Raw genomic sequence first — 382 nt, 5'->3', positions numbered from 1 at the left:
GTTTGTTCCTAAGCTTAGCCGCACTAATCGGCAAATTGGCATTGACCTAAACACAGAAAACTTTCTGACTGCCAGTGATGGTCGAACCATCGCCAACCCACGCTACTATCGAACAATCAAGGGAAAATTAGCTAAAGCACAGCACACTCTTTCACGCCGACAGCGCCGGGCTAAAAAAGAGCAGCGTTCTTTGCGAGAAAGTAAAAACTATCAGAAGCAGCGTTTGTTAGTCGCTAAGATCCATGCACGGGTATTTGACCGCCGCCATGATTTTCTCCAACGCACGTCTACAGCACTGATCAAGAACCAAGATCTCGTTGTAGCTGAAGAATTGAGGAGTAAGAATCTGTTAAAAAATCATGCTTTGGCAATGAGCATCAGT

The 382-nt window shown here is 45.3% G+C and carries 1 protein-coding gene; it reads left to right on the top strand.

Going from position 1 to position 382, the window contains the following annotated elements; translation table 11 throughout:
* The coding region (locus ACLUWI_RS10365; protein ID WP_412147246.1) for an RNA-guided endonuclease InsQ/TnpB family protein at positions 1 to 382 on the top strand (382 nt) is incomplete at both ends.

Origin of the sequence: Limosilactobacillus mucosae (assembly GCF_046939755.1) — a bacterium.
In the GTDB taxonomy this organism is placed as follows: Bacteria; Bacillota; Bacilli; order Lactobacillales; family Lactobacillaceae; genus Limosilactobacillus; species Limosilactobacillus mucosae_A.
Note: the sequence above shows the minus strand (reverse complement) of the source record. Positions and strands in the feature narration are given on the sequence as shown.